Source organism: Rhodococcus quanlei, from assembly GCF_055231015.1.
Window position 1 is genome coordinate 19,345 of record NZ_JBUYWD010000028.1, and the last position, 22,960, is coordinate 42,304.

Sequence of the window (22,960 nt, forward strand, 5' to 3'; positions counted from 1 at the left end):
GGTCACTTCGCTTTCTTTGCAGATGGGTTGGGGGCGGGCATGCGTTGCCACGGGACCTCGTCGGAGGCGAACCAGTTCCAGCCGCGGGCGTTCCAGATCGCGGACTGCGCGGCGAGACGTTCCGCGTAGGGAGTCCACTCGGTGGGTCCGGTAGGCGCCCAAGCCTTTTCGGCGAGCCCGCCGAGTCGTGGCAGCAGCATGAACTCGAGTTCTTCTCGGGTGGTGATGGTCTCGCACCAGATCGCGGCCTCGACGCCGGTGACGGCGCCCTCGTCCGAGATGCCGGGCGTATCGGCGATCGGGTCCCAGTCGACGCCGTCGCGTAGCGACAGTGCCGGGTAGACCCGCAGCCCGACACGTTCGCGCATGTCCTCCTGCCCGTCGGCGACGGAGGCATGGGCGTGTGGTGAGTCGAAGTACAGGCGACTGGTCGGTGAGATCAGCAGTGTGCAACCCATCTCGAGCGCACGGGGCACGTCGTGCTCGGCTTTGCCCAGCGCTTCCGTGATCACCGGCAGGTACTCGGGCGGGACCATCGACTTCAACGTGTCGTTGTTCGCCATGGCGTCGAGGTTGCGACTGTCCATCCAGTACTGCACAGTCTCGTCGCTGCTCAGCGAGGCACGGGCGATCTCCTGCCAGCCCACTACCCGGCGTCCGCGTGCACGCACGAGTTCGGCGATGCGTTCGACGAAGGCCGCGTGCGCCTCGTCGGCCATACCGAATGCCTCGTCGCCGCCGATGTGCACATAGGCGCTCTGCGGAAACTGCGGGATGACCCCGTCGAGCACGTCCTCGACGAAGCTCCAGGTCGCGGGGCGCTCGTGGTCGAGTGTGCCGACGACCAGGCCACCGGTTTGTTCGCCGGCGTCTGCTTGCGCCGGGGCCAGCTCCGGGTACGACCGGAAGATCGCGCCGGTGTGACCTGGCATGTCGATTTCGGGCACGACCGTGACGAACCGGGTGGCCGCGTACGCCACGAGATCCGTCAGTTCGGCGAGCGTGTAATGGCCACCGGGACGCTCGTCCATGGCGCCGGCCGCGCCGACTTCGGTGAGCGCGGGCCGCGACGGAACCTCCACGCGCCAGCCCTGGTCGTCGGTGAGGTGCAGATGCAGAACGTTCAGTTTGTGCAGTGAGCACATCTCGACGACCCGGCGAACCGTCTCGGGTCCGTGGAAGGTGCGGACGACGTCGAAGGACAGTCCGCGCCAGGCGAAACGGGGACCGTCGATGATCGTGCCGGCGGACAGCGTCGCCAGACCGTCACAGGCGGCCGCCGCGATGAGCTGGCGCAGCGAGGTGAGACCGCGGTGGATGCCCTCGGCCGTTCTCGCCCACACACGTACGCCGCGCGAGGTGATGGTGATCCCGTGACGCTCGTCGACAAGATCAGCTGCCGATATGCGGTCGGCGCGGGCCCCGGCGGCCGGCGGAACGGAGTCGAGCATCGCGTCATCGATCTCGACGACGACGGCAGGCCCGGACGCCGCCTGTGCCGCCGCCTCGAGTCCGATACCGATACCGGTGTCGGTGCGTACGTCGTCGATGAATTGCTGTGCGACGGTCGCCGACTCGACCGACTCGGCGACTACCTGCATACCGGTGCGGAGCTCGAAAACCCCTTCCTCCGACGTGTGGCGAGCGGGTGCGGGAACAAGTGAAAGCGGCATGGTCGGTCCCTTCTATCGAACGGATTTGATGAGCAGTATGGACAAGGCCCCGGCGATCGCGAGCACGATGCCGACGGGAAAGAGCGCGACGTAGTCGAAAGCGATCACGATGGCGCCGGCGAGGAACGGCCCGATGGTCTGAGGCAGTGTGGCCGCGATGTTCAGCACGCCCAGGTCTTTCGCGAACGTTCCCTCCGACGGTAGAACCTCGCTCATGAGTGCGGCGTCGACCGCCATGTAGGTGCCGAATCCCAGACTGCAGATGGCGGTGTGGATGAGCATCCCGGTCAGCGTGGGCAGCATCAGCGGCACCGTCATGGACGCCGCCATGATGAGCGCCGCGACCGCGACGATCGGCTTGCGGCGACCCATGCGATCCGACAGCGGTCCCGAGAATCCGATCGCGACGATCATCACGATCAAGTTGACTGCACCGAGCAACGGAATCGCGGCCACGGCGTCGTCGCCCAAACCGATGTAGTCCTGCAAGAGGTAGAGCTGGTACCCCGAGATCACGTAGTACCCGATGTAGAGCGTGAGCCTGCTCGTGAACCCCCAGAAGAAGTCGGGATGGCGTACGGGATTCACCCAGAACATCTTCAGGAACACGACGAGGGAGAACGGCTCGGCGACGCGTTCGCGCGACGACCTGTCCGGACAGAAGACGGTGAACGCCGCGAGGATCACCAGCATGATGCCGGGCAAGATCAGGTATGCGGCTCGGACGTTTTCGGCGAGACTCGCACCCGCCACCTGTCCGCCCAGGATGCCCACCATCATTCCGATGCCGGAGCACGTCGAGAACAGGCCGCGCACGGCTGAGGGGACCCGGTCGGGCAGCAGGGCCGTCAGCGGACTGATCACCGAGTTGAGCGCGATCTGCGTGATGGTCCAGGCGATGACGAGTTGGGCGATCCCGTTGGCGAAACCCATGCCGATCAGTGCGAGCCCGGCAGCCAGCGCCCCACCGATCAGCCAGGGCGTGCGGCGGCCGAATCGTGTGCGCGTGCGGTCGGACAGCATACCGGCCACGGGCGCGGTGATCATGGCGGCAGCCGCGCCGATTCCGGTGACCAGCGCCAGGTTCGCGGCCTTGTTCGTCTCGTCGATACCTTGCACCTGCAGCGGGAGCAGCACCCCGGGGATGGCGCCGACCACGACGTAGATCGAGAGGTTCACGGGAACGATGAACCCGAACAGTCGCTTCAGGTCCGGGGAAAGTCGCCCACCGACGGTCGGCTGCGTGACCGACACGGTTTCGGGTGCTCGACTCACCAACGTGCGACCTCTCGTCGATATATTACAGCCGTAAGATAGGGTCACTCTACGAGCGAAGTTGCGAAAGTCAAGAAAGGGAGCCAGCTCCGTGGCACGACGACTGAGTCCCGAAGCGCGGCGAGCCGAGATCATCGAGACGACGCAGGTCGCGATTGCCGGCGACGGCTACCGCGCATTGAGTCTCCGTGAGATCGCGCGGCGATGCGGGATGTCCGCCCCCGGCCTGATGCACTACTTCTCCGACATGCGCTCGCTACTCGAGGCGGTACTCGATCGCCGCGACGAAGTGGATCTCGCCGTCATCTTCGACGGTGCCGACGGCCTGCCGCTGCTCGAGTTGTTCGACATGGCGCGCGAGTACTACGCCGCACGCCCCGCCGATGCGGGGGGCTTCGATGCGCTCGAAGCCGAGGCGCTGGATCCGGGACATCCTGCCCACGACTACTTCGTGCGGCGCAACGAACGCACCCTCGCGCGGCTGCGTCCGCAGATCGAACGCGAGTTCGCGGAGCCCGACCATGTCTCGAGCCTCGTAGGGTTGGTCCTCGACGGCATCAGGCTGCGGCACCTGCGATCCGCCGAGTCGGGCTCGACCGACCAGGATCTGACCGAAAGCAGTGACGACTGGGTCGCGGTCCGGTACCTGCTCGAGAGCCTGCCCCGACGTGCCGAGGTGAACCCACCGCCCGGCTGACGGGAGCCTTCGACATCACCGGGCCTGTCGGCCGTCCGGATTCGGGGGGACCGTGTTCGGCGCTACAGCCGCAGCCGTGCCACGAATCGCGCGCGATCGCCGCGGAACCGGGAACGCGTGAACTCCACACGCCGACCGTGATCGTCGATGGCGAGGCGCTGGACCAGGAGCAGTGGGGCGCCCACGTCGATGCCCAGCGTGGCGGCCTCGCCGGGGCCGGCCAATGCGGTCTCCACGGCGTCCTCGGCCTCGACGATGCGAACGCCGAAACGCTCGGCGAGAATCTCGTACAGCGACGAGTTCTCGGTGACGAGCGAGGGCAGTCGCGGGAAGTGCCCGGCCACGAGCGCGATCTCGTGCGCGTGCGGGACGTCGTCGAGCAGGCGTACCCGCTCGATGCGCCACACCTTCTCCCGCGCCGCCAGTTCCATCGTCACTCGTGCGTCGGCGTCGGCGGTGACCCGGTCGATCGCGATGATCCGTGAGCGCGCGTGCCGTCCCTGCGCTTTCGCGTCCTGGGAGAACGAGGTCAGTTGTCGAACGTAGGTGTGTTTGGGTGGGGCGACGAAGGTGCCGCTGCCCTGGATCCGCACGAGCCTGCCCTCGGCCACGAGTTCGGTCACCGCCTGCCGAACGGTGGTACGCGACGTACCGAACTCTGTGGCCAACGCCCGTTCGGTGGAGATAGGCGTGTGGGGATCGAGATCGGCGATGCGTTCTACGAGGGCTTGTTTGACCACGTAGTAGCGGGGGCCGATGTGCTCGTTGTCCACGGCTGGCAGTGTAGACCTTGACGCCTCGAATGGTCTATGCCAATCTCGTGAAAGGTGTAGACCATTCGAAAGGCTGGGCTGTGAAACGTACTGCGGTGCTCGGTATCGACATCGGTGGTTCCACCACGCGCATGCTGGTCGCGGACGGTGGACGGGTCGTCGATTCGGTCCGCATGCCCTCGGCAGGCCTCAATTCGGTGGGTGTCGACGGTGCACGTGAGGTCTTCGCGGCATTGGCTGCGCGGGTGGAACCGGGCCAGGTCGCGGCCGTGTGCGCTGGGTCCGCGGGCGTGGACGACGACACATCCCGCGCGGAACTGCAGGCGGTGGTCGAGCAGTCCTTCCCAGGTGTCCCGGTGCGAGTACTGCACGACGCCGAGTTGGTGCTTGCCGCGGCCGACGAGGAGTCCGGGATCGTGCTCGTCGCCGGTACCGGTTCGGTTGCGTGCAGTCGGGACACCGAGGGCAGGGCCTTCCGGGCAGGCGGTTGGGGGCCCCGACTCGGCGATGAGGGCGGCGGCTACGCGATCGCCCTGGATGCCGTCCGGGCAGTGCTCGACAGGGTTGACCGTGCATTGCCACCGGACGCCTTGGCCGCGGCCGTCCTGGAATACACCGGCCTCGACGACGCCCGGGCCCTGCCACGGCTTGTTCATGCGCGGCCGGACAGAGCGTACTGGGCAGGCCTTTCCGAACCGGTGCTGACGCTGGCGGAGTCCGGAGATTCCGCAGCGCGAGCGGTCGTGGACACGGCCGCGCGTGCGCTGGTGCGGATTGCCGAACGCATCTACGAGGTATCCGGGGTCGGTGGACCGGTGCTCTTGGCGGGCGGCGTGCTGCGTCACAGCCCGGCACTGGCGAACGCGGTCGCCGGCGGTCTCACCGCGGCCGGGCTGGGTCCGGTGCGCGTGCTCGAACGATCCCCCGTGCAGGGGGCGGTGCGTTTGGCAGAGCGGTTGCTGCGCGAAGGTGCGGCGACACGGTCCGAGAACGAGTGGAACGGGAAGTACAACGACACGCGAACCGAAGGCGGAACCATGACCAGTGACAACACCTCGATGCACAGCGCACCGGCGACGGCGATGGCGACCGAGATCGCCGAACAGCCGCAACGGCTTTCGCTCCTGCTCCGCCAGGCCGGCAGCGGCGCGTTCGCCCGCGCGGCCGATGCGATCGACGTCTCACGCAGGCCGTTCGCCGTCATTGCTGCCCGCGGCACGAGCGACCACGCTGCCATCTATCTCAAGCACCTACTCGAGGTGAAGTTGGGAATCGTCGTCGCATTGGCCTCGCCGTCGGTCTTCACGGTGTACCAGCGCACGCTCAGCTTGGAGGGGGCGCTGTGGATCGCGATCAGCCAGTCGGGCGGATCGACGGATCTGGTGGAGGCCACGCGCAGCGCACGTGAGTCGGGGGCGTTCACCGTGGCGTTGACGAACGCACCCGACTCCGACCTGGCCGCGGCCGTGCACCTGTCCCTCGACATCGAGGCAGGGCCCGAGCGGGCGGTGCCCTCGACCAAGTCCTACACCAGTGAACTGTTGGCATGTTGGCTGATGGTCGAGGCAATGGCCGGTCGTGACGGCGCGGGCGCGGCGGATCTGCCGGAGCGCGCCGCGGCGGCCGTCGCAGCGCCGATCGCGGACGATCTCGTAACCCGATTGAACGACGCGAAGCGTCTCCTCCTCGCCGGCAGGGGGTACTCGTATCCCACCGCACTCGAGGGCGCGCTCAAGTTCGTCGAGACCGCGCACCTGGCCGCCCAGGGCTTCTCGGGCGCGGACCTGCTGCACGGCCCGATCGGTGCGGTCAACCCTGGCGACCCGGTGTTCGCAATAGTGCCCGAAGGCCCGGCGGGCGCCTCGCTGCTTCCGGTCTTGGACGGTTTGCGTGCTGCGGACGCCGACCTGGTGGTGGTCGCGTCGCACCGACCGGACGGCTTCGACGGGGCTCTCGTACCGGCGGGCGAGGGCCTACCGGAGGATCTCGCGGCGATCACACAGATCATCCCGCTGCAGCGACTGGCATGCGAACTCGCGTTGGCCCGAGGGCTGGACCCGGACACACCGCGCGGCCTCAACAAGATCACGAAGACGAGGTGAGTACCGCGGACACCACTCGGCCCGGTACGGATGTCGGCGGCGAGGAGAAGGAACAGATCCTGGCCGGTGCCCGGATCGTCACGCCGCACCTGGTGCTCGAGCCAGGGTGGGTCGCCTGGCGTGGCGACGTGATCACCCGTGTCGGCCAGGGCGATGCGCCCGCGGCTCCGGACTTCGACGCGCGCGGCGCCACGGTGGTGCCGGGCTTCGTCGACACCCACGTGCACGGGGGCGGCGGCGGGGCCTTCGACGCGGGCGCCGACGACGCCCGTGTGGCAGCGGCGTTCCACCGTCGGCACGGGACCACGACTCTGGTGGCCAGTCTGGTGTCGGACCAGGTGGATGCGCTGGAACGTCAGATGGACGAGCTCGGCGCCCTGGTGCGGCGCGGCGAGCTCGCCGGAATCCACCTGGAAGGCCCGTGGCTCTCGCCCGAGCATCGCGGCGCCCATGTGCCGAAGGCCCTGTCGCGGCCGAGGCCCGAGGACGTGGATCGATTGCTCGAGGCCGGTGCCGGAACCCTGGCAACGGTCACCCTCGCGCCCGAGCTGTCCGGTGGCATCGAAGCGGTGCGCCGGATCGCGGACGCGGGTGTACGCGTGGCAGTGGGACACACGTCTGCCACGTACGACCAGACGGTCGCGGCAGTGGACGCGGGGGCGAGCATCGGAACGCACGTGTTCAACGCGATGCGGCCCATCCACCACCGTGAGCCGGGCCCGGCGGTGGCGTTGATGGAACGGGCGGAGGTGTTCGTCGAGATCATCGCCGACGGGCGCCACGTCCATCCTGCGATGGTGCGCCAGCTCGCAGGCAATCCCGCGCAGCAGGTGCTGGTGAGCGACGCGATCTCAGCGGCGGGCCGGCCCGACGGGACCTATGCGCTCGGTGGGCTCGCCGTTCACATGCGCGATGGGCACCCGTTTGTCGCGGGTTCGTGCACCATCGCAGGCAGCACACTTACCCTCGGCGAAGCGGTCCGGTACTGCGTGGGACCGGTGGGACTGGACCTGCGTCAGGCGGTCACCGCCGCCACTGCGACGCCCGCCGCGCTGCTCGGCCGCGACGACATCGGCGTCCTGGCGGCCGGACGGAAGGCGGACCTGGTGGTGTTGGATGCTGATCTGGCAGTGCGCGGGGTACTCGTGGCCGGCCGGTGGGAATCCGAGCCGGACGCAACCCCAGCTTCTCATCGTGTCCTGTAGCCACCGTTCGTGAACAGGGTTCTTCTGGACGTCCAGCACGATCGGGTGCCGGCGATGTCACCCCAGGTGTGCGGACAGCAGGAACGCTGGAAGCATGGTTCGTCCGGCGTCGTCGATCTGCAGGTCCGATCCTTCGGGAGGAGTCATCAGAGCGTGGATGAACGCGGGCCGAATGGTGTCGACCGTCCAGAACTCGGAGACCGTCTCCCGTAGTTCGTCCTCGGTCACCGCGTTCGGCCCCTCGCCCTCGGGGAACGCGCCCCGGGCGAACACCAGGACGTAGTACGACGCGCCGGGGGCGGCCGCACGGGAAACGGACTCGAGGTAACCGCGTCGTCGATCGACGGGAAGAGAATGGAACAGGGTGCTGTCCACGATCGTCCGAAAGCGGCCATCGAAACCGGTGAACGCGCTGATATCGGCAACCTCGAACGTCGTGCCGGTGAGACCACGGTCGTGTGCAGCCTGTCGAGCTGCTGCAATCGCAGTCGGTGACAGGTCCAAGCCGACGACGGTGTACCCCCGCGCGGCGAGATGCAGCGACGTCTCGGCGTGCCCACAGCCGGCGTCGAGCACCTCGCTACGAAACTTGCCTTGTTCGATCAACGCGGCGATCTCCGGCTGCGGTTCGCCGATGTTCCACGGGACAGGACCCTCGAATTCGGCGGCATCGCCGCGGTAGATGGCGTCCCAGGGAGCAACCTCGTCGTCGGCCATGCCTTCGACCGTACGCCCGATCAGTCGGTGTCGGACGCGTCGACGATGTACGCCTTGGCCTCCTCGTAGGAGAACGCGCGACCGTTGTCGTCGGGATCGGTCTTCGATCGGACGTTGAACAGAACGAAGTCCGCTATGTTCTTGGTGTTCACGACGAGGCCCTTCGGTTCCGCGAGAGCGTTCAGCTCACCGGCCTGTTGGATGATCTGAGTCCGGTCGATCGCTCCGAATCCGCTACTGAATGTCATGGCACCAGGACACACGAAATCCGGCCATCTGTCACTTGGCGGTCAGACTCCGCGCGTAGGCGACGCCCCGCTGCACCCAGGCGGACAGTTGCTCCTCGGTGCGCAGATGTTCGGGCTCGACGGTTACCCATCCGTGCATTTCGCGTTGGCCCATGGTCGCCACATCCGCTTCCGTCGTGGACATGAGTTCGTCCAAGTCGGCAGGATCGATTCGCACCAGGATGTCACCTTTGCCGGCTGCAACCGCCATCTTCCCGTCGACCATGAACGCCAGTCCCCCGAACATCGCCTTCTCGGTGATGCACTCTTGCCCGCTGAGCAACTCTCGGATGCGATTCGCCAGATCCTCGTCGTAGGCCACGAAATACCAGCGTAGAGGCTCTTCCTGAGCAACACGCCGGATCGCTTCGATGATCCTGCGTAGGATTTCGCAGGGGGACGAAATCGAGCGGATGGCAGGTGGAGTATGAGCGCAAGCGACACTGTTCGAAGCACACAGATCGTTCTCGCGTCCAGGCCGGACGGCGAACCGACGGTCGACAACTTCCGTGTCGAGACCGTGGATGTGCCGCAGCCCGGTGACGGCCAGGTGCTGCTCCGTGTCCTGTACTTGTCGCTCGACCCGTATATGCGCGGACGGATGAGCACCGTCAAGTCGTACGCCGACCCGGTCGAGATCGACGACGTGATGGTCGGCGGCACCGTGGCCGAGGTGATCGAGTCACGGCATCCGAAATTGTCACCGGGTGACCACGTGCTCTCCTACTCCGGGTGGCGAACTCATGCCGTCGAGAACGGCAATCACGTTCGCAAACTCGATGCCTCGGCCGCGCCGCTGTCCACCGCACTCGGTGTGCTCGGGATGCCCGGTTTCACCGCATATTCGGGCTTGCTCCGCATCGGACAGCCGCAACCCGGCGAGACTGTTGTGGTCGCGGCTGCCAGCGGGCCGGTCGGTTCCGCCGTCGGTCAGATCGCGAAGATCAAGGGCGCTCGCGCCGTGGGTATCGCGGGCGGTCCCGCCAAATGTGCCCACGTCCGTGACGAACTCGGATTCGACGCCGTCGTCGATCACCGCTCTCCCACCTTCGTCGAGGACCTGAAAGCAGCAGTGCCGGACGGAATCGACGTCTACTTCGAGAACGTCGGCGGAGCCGTGGCGTCGGCCGTGCTTCCACTGCTCAACACCTTCGCCCGAGTTCCGGTGTGCGGCTTGGTCGCTCAATACAACACAACGGAAGCACCCGACGGGCCGGACCGCCTACCCGGATTCTTCGGATCAGTCCTGGTCAAGAGTCTGACCATCCGTGGGTTCATCCAGCAAGAATTCGTCCCGACCATGCAGGACGACTTCCACCGAGACGTCACGCAGTGGATCGGCGAGGGAAAGATCGCCTACAAGGAAGACATCGTCGACGGAATCGAAAACGCACCCGAAGCCTTCATGGGCCTGCTCGCCGGGCGCAACTTCGGCAAACTCGTCGTCCGAGTCGCCTGACCTTGACCTTGACGCAGCGTCATAGTTGACACTTGACGCATGCGAATAGGTGAGGTTGCTCGGGCAGCAGGGACCACCCCGCGGGCAGTGCGGCATTACCACCGGCTCGGACTGTTGGCCGAACCGGCGCGGCTCAGCAACGGATACCGCGATTACGTGCTGGCAGACCTCGCGAGGCTGATGCGTATTCGTTGGCTGGCCGACAACGGAATACCGCTCGGGTCGGTGGCGGCCGTTCTGGTCGACGAGAACCAGGGCGCCGAAGTCCAGGGCACCGAACACTCGTCTGTCGACGCCGCGGACGTACGAGCAGATCTGCGTGCTCTCGTCTCTGCCTGCGAACACGACCTCGCTCAGTTGACGCGCAAGCATCGCCGACTGACCCGGATGCTTGATGCCGCCGAACAGGACAGTCCGTTGACCGCGCTACCGGAGGAGTTCATTGCGACCTTCGACCGGATTCGTGCGGAGGCGACCGACGACACAGAACTGCGCACGTTGGAGAGGGAACGCGACTTCCTCGAGGTGCTCGCCATTTCGGGTAATGCTCCGGACGAGCTCTTCCAGTGGCTGCGTCAGATGTTGGACAGCCCGGACAAGATACAGGACTACCGGCGCATCATGCGCGCATGGGGACGACTGGAAGGTAGGTCCGTCGACCGCGCGGAGTCCGACATCGAAACACTGGCGCACGATTTGGCCGGGCACCTCGGTGATGAGCTCCCGCCGTTCGACGAATCCACGGGCGCCTTCGATGCCGGAGTGACGGATCTCGCGGTCGAAGACGTGATTCCTGATGCGGCACAACGCGCGGCCGTGCTCCGCGCCGTGGATATTCTGGCCGAGCGTGGAACGGAATTGCGATGAACACTCGTCTGCTCGCCGGAGCTGCCCAGGTGCTCACCGTGATCGTGGTCGTGGTCGACATCGTCCTCGTGGCGACCGGCGTGATCACGCCACGGACTGCGGTGATGTTGTGGCTCGCAGTCGAGATACCGCTGCTGGTGGTCACGTTGGCGCTCTTCGCGTTTCGGATGTGTATGTTGGCGCGAAGACGCGACCTGCCGACCCGCACCGCGCTCGTGGCTGTGATGGCGGAGTCGCCGCTGTACCGCTTCGCAGAGACGGAACTGCGTGCCTACCGGTCGCTCTGGATGTTGTTCCGTGGCAAGAAGGACTGCCCCGGCGATGCTGCGTTCACGTCGTCGTCCGGAGCCCTGACTATTCCTACCGCCTTCGCTGTCGCGACCGCGATCGAGATTGCGGTACTGCATCTGATCATTCCCTGGCTGTGGCTGAGCGTGGTGATGGCGATCATGTCCGTCTGGGGTCTGGCCTTCGTGTTTGCATTCGTCGCAACGGATCTCGTCCATCCGCACTACCTGACCGGAAACACCCTGGTACTCCGCCAGTCCGGACGAATCGTCGCCGAGATCCCCATCGACGAGCATCTGACGGTGACCGCACGCCGTAGGCCCTCACCAACCGCCCCCGCCATCGACGGACCTCGCCTGCACCTGCCCAATCAGGACGGAACGAACGTGGAATTCGTTCTCACGGAGCCGGTCGCTGCCGAGATCGCATCGATTGTTCCTGCGTGGCGCCACGCAGGCGATGTCGATGCTGTCAATGTGTGCGTGGACGAGCCGGAGCGAATGGTTGCGGCGGTGCGAGATATCAAGCGCACCTTGGCATCATCCGAATCCTGACTACTCCTTTGGCCGCCGCACCACCCACACCGTTCTGGAACCGCGCACCTCGAAGTCCTGTCGGTGTCGCAGGCCGTGCGGTCCGTCAGCCAATAGCGTGTCCAGAGCGTTCAGGTCTTCTGTGCCCAACGCGGCGTCGAGTCCGGGGCGAACGCGGCGAAGGTAGGTATCGGCGTACCGGGCGACAGATTCGGGATATGGGGGCGCCGGATCGATATCGAAAGATCGTTCTCCGACGGATTCGAATCCGGCCGCTTCCAGTCGAGGCCCCCAGTGGGGGTGCAGGGAGACGCCCTTGCGTGCGGCCTCCACGGCTTTGCGGATGCGGAGTTCGAGACCCGGTCGGCCCACGCCGATGTCCTCGGGCAGGAAAGTGGGAGGAGCCTGCATCTCGATGATTGCGAACACACCGCCGGGTGTGGTCGCCGCGAACACGTCGCGCAGGACCTGATCCTTTTCGGTCACCTCGTGAAGGGACAGCGCTGCGAAAAACATGTCGGCATGGATGTCGAGAAGCCCAGTCTCGAGGTCGGTTAGGACGGTGTGTACCCGATCGCCGACGCCTCGTTCGTCTGCTTTGGTGCGCGCTCGGGTGAGCATGTCTTCTGAGACGTCGACTGCTGTCACCGCCGCGTCGGCGAAGCGCTGGGCCAGGGCGAGGGTCCAAGTTCCCGTTCCCGACCCGAGATCCACAATTGTTCGAGGGGCGCCGGCAAGCGGGGCCACCCAATCGAGCACCTCGCCGATGAAGGTCTTCAGCACCTCGGCGTCCAGATCGAGCAGGTCGGCAGTGTCGCGATGTTTGTTGTGTTGGTGGCTGACCCGGGGGTGGTCGTGATGGCGGTGAGAGTGATTCATGCCCCAACAGTAGCGCTACTTTGCTGTTGTGGCATACAGTCTCGCGTATGACGCAAGATGTTGATTTCGATCGAGTGGTTCGGCAGCGGATCAAGGGCCTGCGGGCTGCGCGGGGGTGGTCACTCGACGTACTCGCTGCTCGCTGTTATCTGAGCCCGTCGACACTCAGCCGGATCGAATCCGGACACAGACGTATCGCCCTCGACCAGTTGGTGCCGATAGCCAAGGCGTTGGGAACGACGCTCGATCAGTTGGTCGAAGCCGTCAGCGATGACGACGTGGTGATCCGGCCCGAACCTGATACCCGGGAGGGTGTGACGGTGTGGACGCTCACCCGCGAAGGCAGCCCGAACGGTGTCACGGTGGCCAAGATGCGGATCACGACTGTGACGGAGCCCGTGGATATTTCGAAGCTCGGCGTACATCCCGGACACGAATGGTTCACGGTTCTCTCCGGAACCGCCCGATTGCAACTCGGCGAGCGAACCGTTCTCATTGAGGCCGGCCATGCTGCCGAGTTCTCCACGATGATTCCGCACGCCGTTGGTGCCCACGACGGTCCTGTGGAGATCCTTACCGCATACGACCACGACGGGAAGCGCGCTCACCTGCATCCGGAGAGCTCCCGCTGATCGTGCTACATGTGTTCAGCTGTCAGTTGTGAGCAGGTCGGCGAGGTTGTCCAGACCACCTCTCACCGTGCGTGAATAGGCCTTTGCGACGATAGGATCGGCGAGTTTGCCGAAGACTCCGCCGAGGCCGGTGTCGGCGTCGACCCGGTAGGTCATCAGGGTGCTGCCTTCGCCGTCCACCTTCTCGAGGCGCATTGTGGCCGCGAAACCGAGTTCGCTGCCTTCGACGGACTTGGCCACGGTTCGCTTTTCAGGCTCGAACTCGACGAATTCGGTCTCCCACCGAAACTTCTTACCCAGAATTCGGGTCACGCCGCGCCAATGAGTGCCCAAGCTGAGCTCTCCCTCACTCACCTGCTCGCATTCGACCATCGAGGATTCCCATGTGGGCCAGTTCGTCGCATCGACCAGGAAGTCCCAGACTTCCGATGTCGGACGGGCAACGACGACTGACTGTTCGACGACAGGCATGATGATCATCTCTTTGGATAGTGGCTGAATCGGCCGGAATTGGCCGCGCCACGTCAATCATCCTCCCTGGGAGAACCCGCTGTCACCATTACTTCTGTGCGTGGCAAAGGAGTCCAGGAACTCGTTAACCACTCACAGGGGAGGGGGGACCTCGCCCATTCTGTCGGCGCCCCAACTGCGCTGGATGTAGCCCTTCACACGATCGAGTTCGTCCCGGGTGACCCGTGCCAGTTCACCCGGCTCGAGGGGGTCGAAGTGGAAGATGTACAGCCGGGACGCGAACTGTTCGAACGGAAGCGACGCCTCGCCGAAACGTTCACCGCAACCTGCCGTGCTGACGACGACGCCGTCGCCCCAGTCCTGCCCGCTGTCGTTGTTGGGGTTGTAGAAGTACACCCGCATCTCTTCTTGTGGGTCGAGGCTCACCCGCAGGACGGTGATGGCGTGCCAGCCGACGAACCGGGCTGCGCTGTCGGTGACGGCGACACCGGCGGGCTGGGGGTGGATCAACGGTTGGTTGCCGTTGTAATGCGGGTGATAGCTGGCGTAGAAGTGCCGGAGGAATTCTTCGAGATCCGTGAGCTTCCCGGTCGGCACGTCCACGTTGATGCGGAAGCCGCGCCCCGACCACCAGCCGTGGAATTCGGGGTTGACCCACCGGTGCGGGTCGCCTTCGCGGCCGACGCACCGTCGCCCCATCTCCGCGTAGATGCGGTCCAGGTGCGGAACGACCAGCAGCGAAACCGGGTCGAGGCCGATCGGCGGGGTGACGGCTACACCCGATTCGCTTTCGTTCGACGAAATGGGCAGACCCTCGAAGTGCATGACGATTTCGTCGTCTCGGGCCGCCCACACCAGGGTCTGCATCAGATAGTCGGGATCGTTGTAGGACCACATCGACAACGCCCGCGCAGATTGGCACGTGGGGTTGTCGCCCTGTCCGATTCCGAGCGGCTGGCCCAGTACGGACAGCAATCCCGACAACAGCCACGCCCGCGGACCAGGTTCGGGTCCGAAGGCTTCGGCCAACCGCGCCCGCGAGTACTCGGACAGCGGCTGCGCGAGCTGACGCCACATGGAAGGGGCCACCGGCGGCTGATAGAGAATGCCGCGCTCGAGCATAAGAGCGAGACCGTAAATGCACTGTGCGGTCTCCACGTGGACGGCTTCGTCGATGAGATTCCGAACCAGATCGTGGTAGCGCAGAAGACAATCACGTCCGGTGCTCGAGAGTCCGAGGGCCTCGCCGACGAGGTAGAGGTATTCGGCCTTTTCCCCCAGATACCGCAGCAGCACCGCGTGGTAAGGCGACACGAGGCCGGTGTCGTGCATCGCGCGTGCGAAACCGGCCGCCTCGTACTGCAAACCGCTGTCGTCCATCGCCTCGATGCGACTGAGGTACACGCCGACCCCGGGATCTTCACGGCAGGCGTCGGTGGTACCGAACAAGCTGCTGATCAGACGGTCTGCGCCGACCCCGCTGGACCCGAGGTCGACGTTCGGGTCGCTGCGGTAGATCGAGATCTGCGTGATCATCCGCTTGACCTGATCGACCTGGATCGGCCGCTGCCGAAGAATGCGCCAGATCTCCTCGATGAGGTTGTCGAGGATGTTCTCGTAACCGACGCTCTCGCCGAGATACCGGAACAGCGACCGGGTCACCTGCGCCATCCGTCCCTGTTGTTCACGCTCCGCCTCACTCGGCGCCGTGAACAACAGCGACATGTTGATGGCGAGGACCTGAGACAGGTGGTGGCCGGCATCTTCCGCCGAGATCAACTCGTGCACGAACTCGCCCTTGGCGACCGCCAGCAGGCGAAGCTCGCTGACGGCTTCCAGCACCACAGTGTCCGCGTTCGGACTGCGTAGTGCGCCCGTACTCAGGGAAGGGATGAGGATGTGCGGTGTCGCCCAGTCGGTTCCCTCGAACAGACCAGCAGCTTCGACCTCGTGTACCCGCGGCCGAATCGCGGCAGCCCCACCCGGCTGCAACAGAACGAGCCGCAGCGCGTCCAGGACCGGTCGCAGTTTGACCTGCTTACCGAAATCACTGGTGGCGGCCAGCGCCTGGGTGGCGTCGTCGAGACCGGCCAGACGTTTGTCCAGCACTCGGGTTGTGCTGTCCGTGTCGCTGTTGTTGGTGTCGCTGCTGGTCAACCGGGGATCCTCACGTATGAACCGACCTGGTCGTTAGACGTAGAAGTCGAGTTCTTCCTGTTGTTTCAAGAGATCACGCATGACGTAGGGGTCGTCGCCGAAGAAATACAGCAAACCCCAATGGGTGCCGAAGGCGGTCCGTTTGGTGACGGTCTCCTCCAAAGGAGCTGTCAGCTCATGAGATTCGAAGTACTCGTGATCCTCGGTCTCCTCCGGCATCGACAGCTCGCTCACCACACGCCGGCGCGGGTAGACACCGAAGCAACCGGCGTGGCCCTTCGCGTCGACCACTTCCTTCGGGAAGAACGCCTCGATCTCGTCTTCCGTGGTTTTGGGGTCGAATGCCAGGACGAGTGCCTGGTAGGCGTTGAAGCCGTAGGCGCGCTCGAGCAATTCGAACACCTTGAAACCCGGTGGACGGTAAGCGACCTCGCCGAAGTACATTTCGCCGTCGCTGGTGACGAAGTATTCGGGATGGACGAACCCGAAGTCGATCTCGAACGTCTTGATCAGCTTTTCGATCTGCCGGGTGATTTCCGGCCGGTACTTCTCGAGTTCCGGGGTGGCCGGAACGAACACCGAGTAGCCGAGGGTGACGTATTCGGAGATGTTGAGGAAGCGGATCTTGCCGTTGTGGACCCACGCCTCGACCGCGAACTCCCAGCCGTCGAGATGCGACTCCATCAGGACGGGGAACTCTTCGTCGGGGATGGTGTCGACCTCGTCCGGAGTTCGGATCACGCGGTGACCCAGGCAACCGGCCTTGTCGAAGGCCTTGAGGTGGATCGGATCGTTCGGGTCGCCGTCCAGCTTGAGCAGTGTCTGGTTGACACGCTTGAGGAAACGGACGATGTCGTCTCGTTCGTGCGCTTCCTCGAAGATGCCCACGCGGATGCCGCCCAACTGGGCGCGACGCTTCATCAGAGCTTTGTCGCGGAGCAGCAGTGCCTGACCGAACAGCCGCGGATTGTCGAGGAGGACTGAGTTGATGGCGCCCGCCCACTCGACGGTCTCCTCGAACAGCGGGATCGCGACGTCGACGCCCTTCTCCTTCAGGGTCTCGGCGATCTCCATGGAGCGGTCGTTGAGCCGCTCGAAGTTCCACGGCACATAGGGGATGCCATGTTCCTCGCAGTACTCCTGGGCCCAGTCAGGCGCGACGACGAGATAACGCCTGTCGAAGCGGTCGATCGCCTCGACGGCGTTCAAGCTCCAACCGAGAAGGGCTACGTACCCCTTCTCGGGATCTCTGGTTTTCGAATCGGGCTTCGATTCCGGCAACTCTCTGCTCCTCTCGAAATGGCACATCACAAAGCAAGAGCGGGCAGACGTCGACCGAGCGTCACCGGCGCACCGTTCATAACGCGGGACGTTCGATCGCGTCGATCTTCACCGCATCCATCCAACGAAGGCTACCGCTCGTGCGGATGCCGGGGTTGCCGGTGGGCGCCGGGGCGGCTCCCTGGGGTTGGTTCTCGCACCCAGGGCGCATCGGCGCGGTGATTGTCGACAGTTGCTACTGCGCGGTAAGGGTTGTGTTAGCGTCCGTCGCTATGACCTACGCAACATCGAGTGCGCTTGGTGTCTTATCACACATTGTGCGTCGACTCGGAGCGAGTCTTGCCTGTTCGCTCGTGGCCGTGTTGCTGGCGGTCGCCACAGCAGCGCCGGCGTCCGCCCAGCCCGCGGAGATCGGCCTGAATCCGCCTCAGTGGACGCAGGTGCACGACGGTCCCGGGCACTATCCCGGTATCGCCGTCACGCGCGGGGTGAAGATACCGATGTCCGACGGTGTGGTCCTGCGCGCCGACGTGTACCGGCCCGCCGAGGAGGATGGCGCGGCCACCTCGGGCAAGCACCCCGTGATCGTGAATCTGACGCCGTACAACAAATTGGTGTCCGCGATTGCGGACGCGGCGCTGAACATTCCCGGGGTATCCCCGGTCGTACTCGACTTCATCAACTCGCTCAACTTCGCCGGCACGCCGATCTCGGGTGCCGATCAATTGCGTGACGCAATAGCGGGCGGCGGAATCGGCGCGTTCGGTGTCGACCGTGATCTGATCAAGAGCGGCTACGTGCAAGTTGTCGTCGACGTACGCGGCACGGGTGCGTCGCAGGGTGTGTGGCAAACGCTCACCGAGCGCGAGCAACTGGACACGATCGAGGTGCTCGACTGGGCGCGGACGCAGCCGTGGTCGAACGGCCACCTCGGCATGTCGGGTGTTTCCTACTCGGCGATCAACCAACTTCAGGCCGCGTCGCGTACCCCGGAAGGGCTCGACGCACTGTTCGCGGTAGAGCCGATGACCGACTTCATTCCGGATATCGTCGCGCCGGGAGGTGGTCTCGGAGTCGGCTTCTTGACGATGTGGTTGGCGGGGGTCAACAGCGCGAAGATGGTCCCGGGGGTCAGCGATCTGTTGCGTGGCCATATCGACCCGGTATGGCTGCAGTCTCGTCTCGAGAACCCGGCCGTGATGTTCCAGGAGATCTTCGATGCGATCACCGTCGCCGATCTGGAAGCAGCGTCGCCGAAGGCACAGGAGTTGGTGACCGCATCGTCCGACATGCGTGCGGATTTCCGGATCGACACTGCCGCTATCACGACGCCCACCTTTGCGATAGGTGGATGGCACGATATCTTCACCAACGCGCAGTGGCGTCTGCTCGATCAGCTCAGCAGTCTCGGACCGGACGAGAAGAAGCTCATCATGGGAACCGGCTACCACGTGACGCCTGGCGCGGACATGGGTGGGCCGGGTGAGCCACCGCGTATCGACGTGCTGCAACGCGCCTGGTTCGACAAGTGGCTCAAGGGTATCGACAACGGCATCGACCAGTACGCACCCGTGACCAGCCATGCCATCGGTGGCGGATGGGTGCAGTCGCCCACCATCCCGCGTGACAACCAGGAACACCGCCGGGTATACCTCGCCCCGCGACCGAGCGGAACCGCCCCCCACGCCGTCGCAGACGGCACGCTGTCCGGTGCGGCGCCCACGACGACTGCGAAGTGGACCATTGCGCCCGGAATCAGCACGTTGTGCTCGAACGACACAGTTCGGGACAGCACGGGACTGTTGGTGCTCTTCGACATCTGCGCGGCCGACAACCGAATCGCCGAATCGAACGCGCTGACCTTCACGTCGCCGACAGTGAGCGAGCCGGTGTCGATCAACGGCCCCATCAATGTTCACCTCAATGCCGTGTTCGACAAGCCGGACGGTTTCTACAGCGTGGTGATCAGCGACGTTGCACCGGATGGGACGTCGACTGTGATCAGCACGGGGTCGATGACGGCGTCGCTGCGCAATCAACTCGTGCCCGAGCGTTCCGGGTATGCACCGAACGGTGACCTCGTGGACCCTTATTACATGCTCGACGCGACGACGCGCGAGTTGGTGACGCCGGGTCAGCCGGTCACGCTCGACGTAGGTGCACTCGCCACCGATGCGGTCCTTCGACCCGGGCACCGGTTGCGTCTGAGTGTTTACGCTTTCAATGCTTCTCGTGCGATCAGTCTCGGCCCGGTAACTCATGACACGCAGCTGGCTCCCGAGCACATCCTCTTGGATCCGGCGGCACCGAGCTGGATCAGCCTGCCCAGTGACAAGCCCCTGATCTGAGCAGGTCCTGAGGGGGCACGTGAGGACAACCCCCGAGATGCACCACCGCCCGTGATCGACCCGAGATCGAAAACCTGAGAATTTATACGAATCGTGATGCCGGAACGAAATCCATGATCTCATTTGTGATGTAACCGACACCCGGAGGGGAACTCACATGGTGGCAACGAGAAAGCATCTGTCCGGTTGGGGCGTGGCGGCCGCCGTGTCCGCCACGATTGCAGGGTCGGTGGTGCTTCCTCCCGCCGCCCAGGCGGATATCACACCGACCACCGTCATCAATGGTGTCTTGTCCACCGTCGGCGGTTGTCAGACGTCCATCCACGAAATCATCGCGGCCTGTACGGCTGCCGAGATATTGACGCCACGCGCACCGATCGTGCTCGACCTGAACCCGCTCGGCACCAACATCGTTGTGCTCGGTGCGGGCCTGAACGACGACGGTTCGATGCCCCCGGTGCTGCTGGAGCGGTTGAACGTCGCATTGAAACTCGCACAGGAGTATCCCTTCACCCCGATCATCACCAGCGGTGGAGTGCCACAGAACGGGATCACGGAGGCTCGGGCGATGCGAGACTGGTTGGTCGCCAACGGAGTATGGGCCGGCCGGATCACCGAGGAAGGGTACTCGAGTTCGACTCTCGAGAATGCGTACAACACCAACCGAATTCTGGCAGCCCGCGGGGCAACGGCAGCGGTGGTCGTGTCGAGCACCAATCACGTCGAACGTGCGATGAGAAATTTCCGCGTCGCGGTCGACGGCCGAATCCCCATCGCCGGAGTGATCTCCGGATAGTTCGCGATCAGTCACCACTCGAGGTTCGAGGAGTCCGATCCGAGGGCGGCGAGCACGGTGCGAAATTTGGTGAGGGTTTCCGCAACCTCGCGATTCGGGTCGGACCCGGCCACGATCCCACCGCCGGCGTATGCGGTGGCAGAGCGTCGGTCGGCGCTGATCCGGGCGCAGCGGATGGCGACGATCCATTCACCGTCACCGTTCGAGTCGCACCAGCCGACGGTGCCGGCGTAGAAGCCGCGATCCGGTTCGATCAGGCGTAGCTCCTCCAGCGAGTCGGTGAAGGGTGTCCCGTTCACAGCCGGAGTTGGGTGGATTGCGAGCGCAAGGTCGAGTGCGGTGACCTGTGGATCGCTCAGTACCCCGGTGACCGGTGTACCCAGATGCCACAGTTGCGGGGTCGTGGTCAGGGTGGGGGCGTCGGCAATGTCGAGTTCGGAGCACAGCGGTGTGAGCGCATGTCGAATCGACTCGACGACGAACGCGTGCTCGTGGCGGTCTTTGGTCGAGGCGAGAAGTTCGGCGCCGATCCGGGCATCGCGCCCGGGATCGGTGTTGCGCCGTGCCGATCCGGCAAGCGGGTGACAGCTCACGGTTGTGCCGTGCCGGCGAATCAGAACCTCGGGGCTGGAGCCGACGAGAACGTCGCCGCCCAGGTCGACGAGATATCCGTTTCCATTGGGGTCGGCGTCCACGAGCCGTCCGAGAACCTCGAGCGGATCGAGGGGGTCGGTAGATGTCACAAGGGCCTTGCGTGACAACACGATCTTCTCCAGTCGCCCCTGGTCGATGATCCTGAGAAGGTCGCGGACCCGGCGGGCGTGCGTGGCGTCGTCCGGCTCGAAAATCGCCGCACCGGCGCCGCCTCGGGTGTCCGATGCGCCGGGCGCATGCGTCCAGCGCGTGTTCTGGCGGCGCAACTCGCGCGGCTCGGCCAGCGAACAGGGCTGCGCCGGATCGAAAGCGAGCGCACCGACCAGGGCAGACACCTCGCCGGCCCGGACTGCGTCGGCTGCGGTGTGGGGGTTCGTGAAAGATTTGCGAGTTCCAAAGGATTCGATCACCCGGCCCGGACGCGCCAACACGAAGTCGGGTCCGGTGGGGCGAGCAATCGGGGTGGACATGGGGTCAGGCTAATCCGAGTTTCAGCGGGTTCGTGAGTCGAGGGCCTCCGAAGTCGAACTTTGGTCGTAGGTGCGCAGGCCGTGCAGGAAGAATGCGGCGGCAATCAGCGTCGCCATCCCGCCCGCGCCGTACAGCAGGAATGCTTCGCGCGGTCCGACGGCGGCGCCGATCGAACCGGCGACGAGTGCGCCGGCCGCCGAACCGGTGGAGATCTGCGCGCCCCAAACCCCTGCGATCCGACCGCGGTATTCCTCGGGGGTTTCGGTCTGGATGACGGCGTACCGAAGGATGTCGCCGACCACTCGGCCGAAACCGTGGGCGACAAGACCGAGAAAAGCCATGGCGAACGCCGGAACCGTTCCGGCACCGACCAGGCCGGCGGCTGCCACGACGGCAGCGAGGATGACCACCAATCCGCCGCGACGTGCGGTGCCGGTCCACCCACTGGTGAGCGAACCGGCGAGGGCGCCGACTGCGGGGGCGCTGTAGAGCAGGCCGGTGGTGCCGGCTCCCGCATGGAGGACTTCCGCGGCGTACGCGGGCAGCAGGACGTTCCAACCGGTGAGCATCATTGCGCAGAAGCCGACGAGTAGGGTGCCGCCCACCACAGAGTCTCGGGCGGCATACCGGAATCCGCTGGCGATCGACTGCAACGGCCCCTCCGTGTTGCGGACCTGCGGCGGTAGCGAAGGCAGTCGCGCGATGCAGTACGCGGTGAGTGCGGACGAGAGAGCAGCGAGGACGTAGTTGGTGCCGACGGAGGTTGCGGCGATGACGACACCGCCGATGGCGGGTGAGGCGACGGTGCCGAGATCGGACATCACTGTCATGAGTGCCCCGGCGGCCGCCATCTTATCCTTGGGGAGCAGCGACGGGATCACGGCCATGAGCGCGGTGGCCGATATGCCACCGGCGAGACCTTCGATGACTCCCGCGGCATAGATGACCCAGAGATGCGGGGTGGGGAGGAAGGCGTTGACCGCAAGGATCGCGAAGGCGACACCGGCACTTGCACGAGCGATCGCGATGACGGGGCGCCGGTCGAAGCGGTCTGCGATCACGCCACCGAACAAGGTTCCGACGAACACCGCGGAGCCGACCACGATACTGGCGCCGCCGACCGCCAGTGTGGACCCGGTCATGTCGTAAACCTGCAGTGGGACGGCGACAACCAGTAAGCCGAGCCCGAAGATCGATATGGTGCGTGCAACGAAGATGAATCTGAATTCCTGGCTGGTTCGCAACGGAGACAGGTCGATTGCATACCGAGACAGTTCAGCCATCGCCATCCGTTCATATCGATTCCACGACTACGCTAAGGCTGCACTAACCTAGCGAACTCGCTCCGAGGATGGCGAGGAGTGCGTCTGGGTCGAAACCCTTGGTGCGCACCGA

General features: G+C 65.0%; 21 protein-coding genes. 9 read left to right on the top strand and 12 right to left on the bottom strand.

Annotated elements, in window-relative coordinates; translation table 11 throughout:
* Positions 1-2 precede the first annotated feature (2 nt).
* A complete protein-coding gene (locus ACZI8Q_RS19290) occupies positions 3-1,673 on the bottom strand; it encodes a beta-N-acetylhexosaminidase (RefSeq protein WP_463375189.1) in 1,671 nt (556 codons plus the stop codon).
* Between the two features lie 12 nt (positions 1,674-1,685).
* Positions 1,686-2,948 (bottom strand): MFS transporter, encoded by a 1,263-nt coding sequence (locus ACZI8Q_RS19295; RefSeq protein ID WP_463375190.1) that lies wholly within the window; start codon positions 2,946-2,948, stop codon positions 1,686-1,688.
* 91 nt (positions 2,949-3,039) lie between these two features.
* Here ACZI8Q_RS19295 and ACZI8Q_RS19300 point away from each other — a divergent pair, with 91 nt between their 5' ends.
* Positions 3,040-3,645 (top strand): TetR/AcrR family transcriptional regulator, encoded by a 606-nt coding sequence (locus ACZI8Q_RS19300; protein ID WP_463375191.1) that lies wholly within the window; start codon positions 3,040-3,042, stop codon positions 3,643-3,645.
* 62 nt (positions 3,646-3,707) lie between these two features.
* Here the strand turns inward: ACZI8Q_RS19300 and ACZI8Q_RS19305 are convergent, their stop codons facing one another.
* Positions 3,708-4,418 (bottom strand): GntR family transcriptional regulator, encoded by a 711-nt coding sequence (locus ACZI8Q_RS19305; protein WP_463375192.1) that lies wholly within the window; start codon positions 4,416-4,418, stop codon positions 3,708-3,710.
* Positions 4,419-4,498: 80 nt separating this feature from the next.
* On the opposite strand from ACZI8Q_RS19305, the gene ACZI8Q_RS19310 reads away from it, so the two are divergent.
* Together ACZI8Q_RS19310 and nagA are read left to right on the top strand one after the other, a co-directional pair.
* Positions 4,499-6,520, top strand: a complete 2,022-nt coding sequence (locus ACZI8Q_RS19310) for an SIS domain-containing protein (RefSeq protein WP_463375193.1) — start codon at positions 4,499-4,501, stop codon at positions 6,518-6,520.
* A complete protein-coding gene (gene nagA / locus ACZI8Q_RS19315; RefSeq protein ID WP_463375194.1) occupies positions 6,517-7,725 on the top strand; it encodes an N-acetylglucosamine-6-phosphate deacetylase in 1,209 nt (402 codons plus the stop codon). Before ACZI8Q_RS19310 ends, nagA begins: the two co-directional genes overlap by 4 nt.
* A 57-nt stretch (positions 7,726-7,782) precedes the next feature.
* Here the strand turns inward: nagA and ACZI8Q_RS19320 are convergent, their stop codons facing one another.
* From ACZI8Q_RS19320 to ACZI8Q_RS19330, 3 genes are read right to left on the bottom strand one after another with little or no spacing between them, the layout of a single operon-like run.
* A complete protein-coding gene (locus ACZI8Q_RS19320; RefSeq protein WP_463375195.1) occupies positions 7,783-8,442 on the bottom strand; it encodes a class I SAM-dependent methyltransferase in 660 nt (219 codons plus the stop codon).
* 20 nt (positions 8,443-8,462) lie between these two features.
* Positions 8,463-8,690, bottom strand: coding sequence for a hypothetical protein (locus tag ACZI8Q_RS19325; RefSeq protein WP_463375196.1), 228 nt, complete (start codon positions 8,688-8,690; stop codon positions 8,463-8,465).
* Between the two features lie 31 nt (positions 8,691-8,721).
* Entirely contained in the window at positions 8,722-9,051 is a 330-nt protein-coding gene (locus tag ACZI8Q_RS19330; protein ID WP_463375197.1) for a TfoX/Sxy family protein, read from the bottom strand.
* A 105-nt stretch (positions 9,052-9,156) separates the two neighbouring features.
* On the opposite strand from ACZI8Q_RS19330, the gene ACZI8Q_RS19335 reads away from it, so the two are divergent.
* Genes ACZI8Q_RS19335 through ACZI8Q_RS19345 form a run of 3 tightly spaced genes read left to right on the top strand, consistent with a single transcriptional unit; the run spans position 9,157 to position 11,897 of the window.
* The gene (locus ACZI8Q_RS19335) at positions 9,157-10,188 is read left to right on the top strand and encodes an NADP-dependent oxidoreductase (RefSeq protein WP_463375198.1); all 1,032 of its coding nucleotides are present in this window, start codon (positions 9,157-9,159) and stop codon (positions 10,186-10,188) included.
* A gap of 39 nt (positions 10,189-10,227) precedes the next feature.
* Positions 10,228-11,055 carry a MerR family transcriptional regulator gene (locus ACZI8Q_RS19340; protein ID WP_463375199.1) on the top strand — a complete coding sequence of 276 codons (828 nt, stop codon included), beginning with the start codon at positions 10,228-10,230 and terminating at the stop codon, positions 11,053-11,055.
* Positions 11,052-11,897 carry a hypothetical protein gene (locus ACZI8Q_RS19345; RefSeq protein ID WP_463375200.1) on the top strand — a complete coding sequence of 282 codons (846 nt, stop codon included), beginning with the start codon at positions 11,052-11,054 and terminating at the stop codon, positions 11,895-11,897. Before ACZI8Q_RS19340 ends, ACZI8Q_RS19345 begins: the two co-directional genes overlap by 4 nt.
* On the opposite strand, the gene ACZI8Q_RS19350 is transcribed toward ACZI8Q_RS19345, so the two are convergent.
* Positions 11,898-12,755 carry a class I SAM-dependent methyltransferase gene (locus ACZI8Q_RS19350; RefSeq protein ID WP_463375201.1) on the bottom strand — a complete coding sequence of 286 codons (858 nt, stop codon included), beginning with the start codon at positions 12,753-12,755 and terminating at the stop codon, positions 11,898-11,900.
* Positions 12,756-12,802: 47 nt separating this feature from the next.
* Between ACZI8Q_RS19350 and ACZI8Q_RS19355 the strand changes: the two genes are divergently transcribed.
* Complete coding sequence (locus tag ACZI8Q_RS19355) at positions 12,803-13,387, top strand: helix-turn-helix domain-containing protein (RefSeq protein ID WP_463375202.1); 585 nt, start codon at positions 12,803-12,805, stop codon at positions 13,385-13,387.
* Between the two features lie 15 nt (positions 13,388-13,402).
* Here ACZI8Q_RS19355 and ACZI8Q_RS19360 read toward each other — a convergent pair whose 3' ends face one another.
* The 3 genes from ACZI8Q_RS19360 to ACZI8Q_RS19370 form a co-directional block, all read right to left on the bottom strand.
* Positions 13,403-13,858: an SRPBCC family protein gene (locus tag ACZI8Q_RS19360; RefSeq protein ID WP_463375203.1), complete on the bottom strand. Its 456-nt coding sequence runs from the start codon at positions 13,856-13,858 to the stop codon at positions 13,403-13,405.
* Positions 13,859-13,990: 132 nt separating this feature from the next.
* Positions 13,991-16,015: a hypothetical protein gene (locus tag ACZI8Q_RS19365; protein ID WP_463375204.1), complete on the bottom strand. Its 2,025-nt coding sequence runs from the start codon at positions 16,013-16,015 to the stop codon at positions 13,991-13,993.
* Positions 16,016-16,048: 33 nt separating this feature from the next.
* Positions 16,049-17,089: an ATP-grasp domain-containing protein gene (locus ACZI8Q_RS19370; RefSeq protein ID WP_463375232.1), complete on the bottom strand. Its 1,041-nt coding sequence runs from the start codon at positions 17,087-17,089 to the stop codon at positions 16,049-16,051.
* 560 nt (positions 17,090-17,649) lie between these two features.
* Between ACZI8Q_RS19370 and ACZI8Q_RS19375 the strand changes: the two genes are divergently transcribed.
* Entirely contained in the window at positions 17,650-19,644 is a 1,995-nt protein-coding gene (locus ACZI8Q_RS19375) for a CocE/NonD family hydrolase (RefSeq protein WP_463375205.1), read from the top strand.
* Between the two features lie 157 nt (positions 19,645-19,801).
* The gene (locus ACZI8Q_RS19380) at positions 19,802-20,440 is read left to right on the top strand and encodes a YdcF family protein (protein WP_463375206.1); all 639 of its coding nucleotides are present in this window, start codon (positions 19,802-19,804) and stop codon (positions 20,438-20,440) included.
* A gap of 11 nt (positions 20,441-20,451) precedes the next feature.
* Here the strand turns inward: ACZI8Q_RS19380 and ACZI8Q_RS19385 are convergent, their stop codons facing one another.
* Both ACZI8Q_RS19385 and entS read right to left on the bottom strand, forming a co-directional pair.
* Positions 20,452-21,564 carry an isochorismate synthase gene (locus tag ACZI8Q_RS19385; protein ID WP_463375207.1) on the bottom strand — a complete coding sequence of 371 codons (1,113 nt, stop codon included), beginning with the start codon at positions 21,562-21,564 and terminating at the stop codon, positions 20,452-20,454.
* Positions 21,565-21,585: 21 nt separating this feature from the next.
* The gene (gene entS, locus ACZI8Q_RS19390) at positions 21,586-22,848 is read right to left on the bottom strand and encodes an enterobactin transporter EntS (protein ID WP_463375208.1); all 1,263 of its coding nucleotides are present in this window, start codon (positions 22,846-22,848) and stop codon (positions 21,586-21,588) included.
* Positions 22,849-22,960 lie beyond the last annotated feature (112 nt).

Coding starts and splice junctions, on each gene's coding strand:
- ACZI8Q_RS19290 (WP_463375189.1), bottom strand. CDS start 1,673: ATGCCGCTTTCACTTGTTCCCGCACCCGCTCGCCACACGTCGGAGGAA.
- entS (WP_463375208.1), bottom strand. CDS start 22,848: ATGGCTGAACTGTCTCGGTATGCAATCGACCTGTCTCCGTTGCGAACC.
- ACZI8Q_RS19325 (WP_463375196.1), bottom strand. CDS start 8,690: ATGACATTCAGTAGCGGATTCGGAGCGATCGACCGGACTCAGATCATC.
- ACZI8Q_RS19320 (WP_463375195.1), bottom strand. CDS start 8,442: ATGGCCGACGACGAGGTTGCTCCCTGGGACGCCATCTACCGCGGCGAT.
- ACZI8Q_RS19370 (WP_463375232.1), bottom strand. CDS start 17,089: ATGGAGATCGCCGAGACCCTGAAGGAGAAGGGCGTCGACGTCGCGATC.
- ACZI8Q_RS19360 (WP_463375203.1), bottom strand. CDS start 13,858: ATGCCTGTCGTCGAACAGTCAGTCGTCGTTGCCCGTCCGACATCGGAA.
- ACZI8Q_RS19385 (WP_463375207.1), bottom strand. CDS start 21,564: ATGTCCACCCCGATTGCTCGCCCCACCGGACCCGACTTCGTGTTGGCG.
- ACZI8Q_RS19355 (WP_463375202.1), top strand. CDS start 12,803: ATGACGCAAGATGTTGATTTCGATCGAGTGGTTCGGCAGCGGATCAAG.
- ACZI8Q_RS19340 (WP_463375199.1), top strand. CDS start 10,228: ATGCGAATAGGTGAGGTTGCTCGGGCAGCAGGGACCACCCCGCGGGCA.
- ACZI8Q_RS19350 (WP_463375201.1), bottom strand. CDS start 12,755: ATGAATCACTCTCACCGCCATCACGACCACCCCCGGGTCAGCCACCAA.
- ACZI8Q_RS19335 (WP_463375198.1), top strand. CDS start 9,157: ATGAGCGCAAGCGACACTGTTCGAAGCACACAGATCGTTCTCGCGTCC.
- ACZI8Q_RS19345 (WP_463375200.1), top strand. CDS start 11,052: ATGAACACTCGTCTGCTCGCCGGAGCTGCCCAGGTGCTCACCGTGATC.
- ACZI8Q_RS19380 (WP_463375206.1), top strand. CDS start 19,802: ATGGTGGCAACGAGAAAGCATCTGTCCGGTTGGGGCGTGGCGGCCGCC.